Source organism: Acinetobacter sp. 24-47-67 (genome assembly GCF_056779735.1).
Map to the genome: position 1 here is coordinate 230,309 of NZ_JBWYIK010000004.1, position 6,320 is coordinate 236,628.

Annotated in this window: 5 protein-coding genes; all 5 read left to right on the forward strand. The window is 36.5% G+C overall.

The features are described from left to right. Positions 1-6: 6 nt before the first annotated feature. On the forward strand, positions 7-2,418 hold the full coding sequence (locus AC1M9K_RS07860; RefSeq protein WP_481588961.1) for a CSLREA domain-containing protein: 2,412 nt from the start codon (positions 7-9) through the stop codon (positions 2,416-2,418). Positions 2,419-2,548: 130 nt separating this feature from the next. Continuing rightward, the gene (locus AC1M9K_RS07865) at positions 2,549-3,331 is read left to right on the forward strand and encodes a tellurium resistance protein (RefSeq protein ID WP_180027900.1); all 783 of its coding nucleotides are present in this window, start codon (positions 2,549-2,551) and stop codon (positions 3,329-3,331) included. 8 nt (positions 3,332-3,339) lie between these two features. Beyond that, positions 3,340-4,470 carry a toxic anion resistance protein gene (locus tag AC1M9K_RS07870; RefSeq protein WP_092766783.1) on the forward strand — a complete coding sequence of 377 codons (1,131 nt, stop codon included), beginning with the start codon at positions 3,340-3,342 and terminating at the stop codon, positions 4,468-4,470. A gap of 17 nt (positions 4,471-4,487) precedes the next feature. Beyond that, positions 4,488-5,408: a hypothetical protein gene (locus AC1M9K_RS07875; protein WP_481588962.1), complete on the forward strand. Its 921-nt coding sequence runs from the start codon at positions 4,488-4,490 to the stop codon at positions 5,406-5,408. 171 nt (positions 5,409-5,579) lie between these two features. Further along, positions 5,580-6,320 (forward strand): thioredoxin family protein (locus AC1M9K_RS07880; protein WP_481588963.1); only part of this gene is annotated, 741 nt, incomplete at its 3' end.

Genomic DNA, 6,320 nt, shown 5'->3' on the forward strand with positions numbered 1-6,320 from the left:
AATCGTATGTTGAAAAGTAGAAAAGCTTTTTTGACCTTAGCAGTCCTGTCTGCAATGTCCTTGATGGCTGCTGAAGATACAATAATTTATGTCACTACCTTTGATGATGAAGACGGTACTAATGATGCAAAGTGTTCACTCAGAGAAGCGTTGACGGCTGCTTCGACTAATCGAGCTTATGGAGGTTGTGCTAAAGGAAATACGGATCGAGTACAAACTGACATTATTCAGCTTGAAGCTGGTACCTATAGTTTGAATGCAGAGCTTCAGCCAACTTCTTCAGTGATTATTAGGGGAAAAGAGCCTGTCGATTATTCCAAACCGAATGTCATTTCAAATAGTTATCCTGCGCAAACTAAAATTCAAACTATAATTAATGGTCAAAATACACATCGCATTTTCAATACGACCAATCTAAATCGACCGAGTTTGAGTTTAAGAAATATAGAGCTGACAAATGGTAAATCATCTACCAATGGTGGCGCTTTGCTATTGGGGGGTGAGACTGATTTATACAATGTAAATATCACAAAGTCTTCAGCGTTAAGAGGTGGAGCGATATTTTTGAATGACAGTGGTAGCTCTTTAAGTTATTCGGTCGGGTGGGTGAGTGGTAATACAGCTCAGCAAGGCGCTGTTATAGCAATGTCTTGCTTGGATAATCTTGTGTTCACACGTCGTAAGATTGATTTATCCCGTATGTCTATTACCGAAAATGGAAATACAGCTTCAAACAGTTTATTCTCATTTTGTGGTGAACCTACAGCACAATTGCAAGCAAATACAATCTCTTCCAATGTATTAAATAATACACAAGGTCAAATTTTTCAATTTAGTGATCGTTTAACAGATGGGGGTCAAATAAATTTGAGTCCCAATTCTATTTTGAAGCTCGATAGTAATACGATTATCGCCAATACCGCGCGATCTGTGCTTTGGTATGGAAATACAGGTGCAAAAGCCTTAAATCATAATGTGATAGGTTTTAATCAGGCTAAAGCCTGTATATATAGTCACGGTGATGTGAGCCAAGTTGAGTCAGCAGGTATTGAATTATTGGCAAATGCTATTCCACTGAGTAATCCATCTATAGACTGTGATCTACCAGCAAAAGCGTCAGAAAATGCACAAAAAAATAGTCTTGATGTTAGTCAATTGAGTATCAATGATCTGTTTTCAACATCGTTACCGGTTAATGATGAGAATACTAACTTTCATCCTGTCTTTTTTCCGAAGATTAATTCTAGCGGTAAAGATTTAGTTGATTTTGGTACTGATGGTTGTTCGCTGCTTGATCAACGAGGTATTAATCGGATTGGATTGGATTCGCTCAACAGTTTAGATGCGACTCCCAATACTTGCGATATTGGTGCGATAGAAACCTTAAAGTTGACTGTTTCCAATTTAAGTAAAGCAAATGAATCACTGGTTCAAATAAAGAAATCAACTGAGAATAGAATTAAAGCATTCGAAGATGCTATTGCCGATCCTGAAACCAAAGAAGAAGTGATTGATTATTATAATATGGAGCTCACCGATCAAAAAGCATTTTTTAATGAGTTAAATAATCTTAATCAATATCGTCCAATTTTGTTCGATCCATTTAAATTGAATTTACCAGATGAATTTGTTTCTCCTGATGGTAAGGTGCGAAAAATTGAGCATCTTAATGTTGATAATTATGATGTCAAAGTTGAGGTTGTGGGAGTTGGGAAATTAGATATCGATAAAACATTCTTAGGTAAGTTTGATGATCGGTTGAAATGTGAGTGGAAACCGCAGCTTAAGCAGATAGTCATGTATAGAACAGATGGTCGCATAACACCGAGTGGAGACTCTGAATTCTGTACATATACGCTTACTTCAAAAAGCGACAGTAAAAAAACATCAAGTGCATATTTAATTGGTAATTTTATCAATATCGTGCCAACTGTTCCTGAACGTGTGGAATATACAATCAATCCAAAAAAATCGACTCAAATCAGTGTAAATTTACTGGCTGAAGCGAGTGATGCTGGTGATGGCAACAGAAATGCAATCAATCCTCCAAATAAAAAGGAGTTTTACCATAATGCTAATGGGGATGAGGTATCAATTTATTTTGCAAGAGTACCGAATCCTGTTTCAATTATCGCGGATCGGGTAGAGCCATGTGCTAATGACCGTTTTAAAAAGTGCTATGGTGGAAACATTCGAGTTCAGTTGAACAATAATTTGGATGTCTTTTCCTATGATCTTAAGTACTCAGTATTGGACGCAGACGGCGCTTCATCAGGTGAGGGAACATTAGCTGTTCTAAATACTGAAACAAGGCCTGGAAGTTCTCGTACGAGTGGAGGGGGTAGCCTAGGTGGGTTTGGGCTTTTAGGACTCATTGGTTTAAGTTGGCTTAGAATGAGAAAATCTAAACCTCATTAATAAAAAAGCCAGCATTTGCTGGCTTTTTTTTTGTGTTTGATTTTGTGTAATATTTTGCAAAAAATTAGTATATTTTGAACAGTTTATTGCTACATTTGAAGATTGCTGATCACTTTCTTAAATTACACCAATGTCATCTTTTAATGAGCTTATACCCTTAAATCAAATTGAAGTTAATCCTTCGGATTTGCTCTCAATTAAGAGGCATGATCTTGTTCCTTTATTGACTGATTCGTCTAAACTTAATTTATATGCTGAACATATTGTGCAGGCACAAAATGCTCTATTGGTAGGTATAGACCCCACTTTAAATAAAAAATTAAGCGAAACAATTTCAGATATTATTCAAAAATTGAATCAATCCAAAAAGAAATTAAAACAAAAAAAATTTAATGCTCTCCAAAAGTGGTTAGGTCTGGATTTAGAGTTCGGTGCGGGTCAAATTTCTTATATTCGTGATTTAGATAGACTCATTCTAGATGCTGATCAGCTGTCCCAACGTATTCACATTGAAATCCAAAAGTCTAGTTCTCGATTTCAGCAAGCAGTTGGTTTAAGAGAGCAAATGGCGCGCTACATTCAAGCAGCAAGACAATTTTTAACAGAATACACAGATTTTTCTCATCATCGCCATCCACTCGATAACTTTGAGGAGCGATTGGCTAAAAAAATACAAACATTAGAGTCGGTACAAGCAAACAATGATATTTCTCTCATGCAAATGCAATTGACTCAACAACTTTCATTAACTCTGACGGATCGTTTTCGTGAAGCGCAGCAAGTATTAATCCCAGCTTGGCAATATCATCTTGAGCAAACTCAAATTAAAAATGGCGCAGTCGATATTGAAAAGTTAGATCAAAGTCGCGAACAACTGATTCGATCTCTAAAAAAATCACTAATTAAAGAATAAGGTGTGTTATGTCTGATTTTCCAATTCAAAAGAAAAATGAATCCTTAAGCTTAATCTCTACGGAGGAAAAGTTTTCCAAGTTAGATTTAAAAGAAATTGGGTTGACGACGTCAGACCTTGCAGCAGTCGAATCAGTTCACCAAGAACTAGCTGATATGAATCATGCTACGGTTGCTGAATATGGGAAAAATATCGCGACTAAAACAGCGACTTATACGGATGAATTACTGGATCTAGTTAAAAATAAAGATTTGGATGCAACAGGTCAAAAGTTAAATGAAGTCGTTACAGTGGCTCAACAGCTCAATACAAACAGTATTTTAAGTCCTGCTAAAAGTTCAGGCTTCTTGGGTAGTATCTTAAATCGATTTAAGGGTGCTAAACAGAGTTTCGATCAAAAGTTCAATACCACTAAAGAACAAATAGATGCTTTAGTTAAAGAAATTGAAACCTCTCAACAAGGGTTAAAAGACCGTGTAAATACATTGGATCGTATGTTTGATGGTGTGCAGGACGAATATAAACAATTAGGGGTTTATATTGCTGCAGGGAAAATTAAACAACAAGAAGTTCAGGAGCAAATAGCTGAATTAAGTACGCTAGAACAAGATGCGCAAACTAATCAAAAAATCTACGACTTAAATCACTTAGCAAACAACTTGGAAAAAAGAGTGAGTGATTTACAGGTATTGCAACAATCTGCGATGCAGACATTACCGATGATTCGAATTATTCAATCAAATAATTCAATGTTGGTTGATAAGTTTTATGCGATAAAAAATATCACGCTTCCTGCCTGGAAAAATCAAATTAGTTTAGCGATTTCATTACAGGAACAAAAAAATAGCGTCCAATTGGCTAATACTATTGATGATGCGACGAATGAGTTACTTAAACGAAATGCAGATTTATTACACCAGAACTCAGTAGATACTGCTCGAGCAAATCAACGCTCAGTGATTGACATTGAAACACTTGAACATGTTCAAAATACCCTCATTAAAACAGTGAATGATGTTATTAGTATTCAGAAAGAAGGGATGCAAAAACGTGAAGAGGCATCAATCCGTATTAAGGCTTTGCAAGGAAATCTTCAACAACTTGTTTTGGATTCGAGTCAAAATCAGCCAAAACACTAATTTCTTGAGGTTTAAATTTGAATAAAACCAATGAATATCTTGTGGCGCAGACTGAGATTCAGAAAAGATTGCCTGAATTGTACAAACGAAATCGCATACTTAATTTATGGGGGTTTTTGAGTACCAGTGTACTCATTATTTCAGTTGTGTCGCTTTTTATTCATCAGGACATGATTTATGGTTTTATGGGTATGAGTGAAACTGTTCAGCAGCTTCATTTGCCACATAGTTTAGATGAAGTCGTAAACGTGTACCAACATCAACCTGACTATTTTTTTAATTTGATATCTTGGTTAGGTTGGTTCATTCTAAAAGTATTTAGCTCAGTCATTGGTGCTTTTTTTATCGTTCATTTTTTAAAGAAAATACGTTTTTTCTATGTGCGCTTTCAATCATTTGTACTTAAGTTTGTTGGTTGGTTCATTGCTGTCATCTTAATTTGGTCAGGTTTGACCTATGTTCAATATGACTTGAATGATGAGTCGTTGGAACAACAATATCAATTAAGTCATTATGATAAATCGATTCACGAAAGTCAGATTGCTGTCATCATGACTGAACAACAGGTCAATCCAATTATACAAGCCTACGTCCTTGCGCAAGTGGCTTTGATTCACAAACCTGAAGATACCAAGCTAGCAACTGCATATTTAGCTCGACTTGCGCAAGCTGAAAGAAATGAAAAACAGTTTGTCGAATATGGTTTTAATGCAGAGCAGTTATGGTCAATGCAGCAACAAGTTTATGGTCAATCTATTACTCCTTGGGCAAAAGCGATAGATCATCGGGCAAATCAGGCACGACAAATTTCAGAAGTCGTCAAGATGATATTAATGGTGTTCTCAGCCATCATGTTATTGTTAATGCTTATTTTCTTTGGATTAGCTCGTAGTTTTAAAAGCAGAATTCAAACGATCACTCAACGTTTGGAGATATAGTTAAAGTTTGTACTGTTACGATCATCATAAAAGAATCATTCATTCTTAATTGGATGATTTTTTAATTCAATTTTTCGATAGTCTTTATGTAAATTAACTGTTTTACCTATTTTTGTATTTCTTCTAATATAGCTTTATCAAATAAATATTACTCCTTTGGAGACGTTAGCAATGTTAGATCAAAATACTTCAGCTCAATTAAAAACGCTTTTAGAACGCCTTGAAGGTCCAATCGAATTGGTTGCGACTTTAAATGATTCAGACAAATCTGCAAAAATCAAAGAACTTGTGGAAGAAGTGGCTGCACTGTCTCCATTCGTCACAGCTCGTTTTGATGGTCAAAATAAACGTGCGCCGAGCTTTGGTATTGCAAAAGCAGGTGAAGAACCGCGTGTCTTCTTCGCAGGCTTACCAATGGGTCATGAGTTCACTTCTTTGATTTTGGCATTGCTACAAACTTCTGGTTATGCACCAAAAGTATCTGATGAAGTATTGGCATCCATCAAAGCATTAGAAATCAAATCTGACTTTGACGTATTCGTATCTTTAAGCTGTCATAACTGTCCAGATGTGGTTCAAGCACTTAACTTGATCGCAATTTACAACCCTGGCACAACAGCAACCATGATTGATGGTGCATTCTTCCAAGACGAAGTTGAAGAACGCAAAATCATGGCTGTACCAATGGTGTTCCAAGACAACGAACATATCGGTCAAGGTCGTATGACATTGGAAGAGATTGTTGCGAAGCTCGATACTAATTCTGCTGCGAAAGATGCTGAAAAGCTCAATGCCAAAGATGCATTTGACGTGCTTGTGATCGGTGGTGGTCCTGCAGGTAACACATCTGCAATCTATGCGGCTCGTAAAGGTATCCGTACAGGAATCGTTGCTGAGCGCATGGGTGGTCAG

Coding starts and splice junctions, on each gene's coding strand:
- AC1M9K_RS07860 (WP_481588961.1), top strand. CDS start 7: ATGTTGAAAAGTAGAAAAGCTTTTTTGACCTTAGCAGTCCTGTCTGCA.
- AC1M9K_RS07865 (WP_180027900.1), top strand. CDS start 2,549: ATGTCATCTTTTAATGAGCTTATACCCTTAAATCAAATTGAAGTTAAT.
- AC1M9K_RS07870 (WP_092766783.1), top strand. CDS start 3,340: ATGTCTGATTTTCCAATTCAAAAGAAAAATGAATCCTTAAGCTTAATC.